We start from the raw sequence: 1,070 nt of genomic DNA on the forward strand, positions 1-1,070 counted from the left end.
GTGCAGCCCTTGTCGGCGATGCACTTGTCTTCGTCGATGACGACGGGGGCCTGGGTGCGGGTGATGGTGATGGTCATTGCGGTCTCCTGAGGGCCTGTTGACGCTATGGCAATGGGTCGCGAAGGCCCGCCGCCACGGGCCAATCAAGGCGTGACACGCCGCCCGCACTGATGTGCGGGCAAGTGGCGCAACGCGGAGTGGCCCGTGGCGGCGGGCCTTCCCGAAGGGTTGTGGCCAAAACGRCCGCGCGCGGCGTTGCAAATGCTCGCCGGGTGTGCAACCCGGCTCCGCTTTGCGCCTTGCTCGCGGCCKTTTTGGCSACAACGCGACCCRTTGCCATAGCGTYAACAGGCCCTAGGCGGCAGCGGGCGTGGCGACGCGCAGGCGCTGGTAGGCGGACTTCTCTTCCTCGTTGAGCTCCACGACGTAAGGCTCGACCTCGCGCTTGCGGAACACGGCGTTGCCGTTGGCATCGCTGGTCACGTTGGTGTGGCAGAACCAGTCGGCGTCGTTCTTCTCGGGGTGGTCCACGCGCAGGTGGTACAGGCCCCAGCGGCTCTCGGTGCGGTACAGCGAGGCGCGCGCGGCCAGCTCGGCGCAGTCGCGGATGGTGTGGGCCTCCATCGCGCGCATCAGCTCGTGCGGGTCGGCCGCGCCCATGTGCTGCAGGTCCTCGCGGATCTCGTCGAAGCGCTGCAGGCCGATCTCCATCTTGCGGGTGACCTTGGGCGGCTGCAGGTAGTCGTTGACGATGCGGCGCGTCTTGTATTCGACCTGGAAGGGCGTCAGGCCCTCGGTCCTGCCCAGCGGCGCATAGACGCGGGCCTTCTCCTTCTCGACCTGGCCGGCATCGAAGGCCGGCGCCGCGATGCCGCTGACATAGTCGGCCGCGTTCTCGCCGCAGAACTTGCCGTAGACGAAGGCGCCCAGCATGTAGTTGTGCGGGATGCTGGCGCAATCGCCCGCCGCATACAGCCCGGGGATGGAGCACTCGCCGCGATCGTTCGTCCAGATGCCCGAGGCGCTGTGGCCGCTGCAGAAGCCGATCTCCGAGATGTGCATCTCGATCA

The 1,070-nt window shown here is 67.5% G+C and carries 1 pseudogene; it reads right to left on the bottom strand.

From position 1 onward, the window contains the following. Window positions 1-354 precede the first annotated feature (354 nt). Window positions 355-1,070, bottom strand: a pseudogene (locus tag ACXJKR_RS33255) (fumarate reductase/succinate dehydrogenase flavoprotein subunit); the annotation flags it as partial.

The sequence above is a fragment of the Roseateles sp. P5_E11 genome (assembly GCF_054049355.1).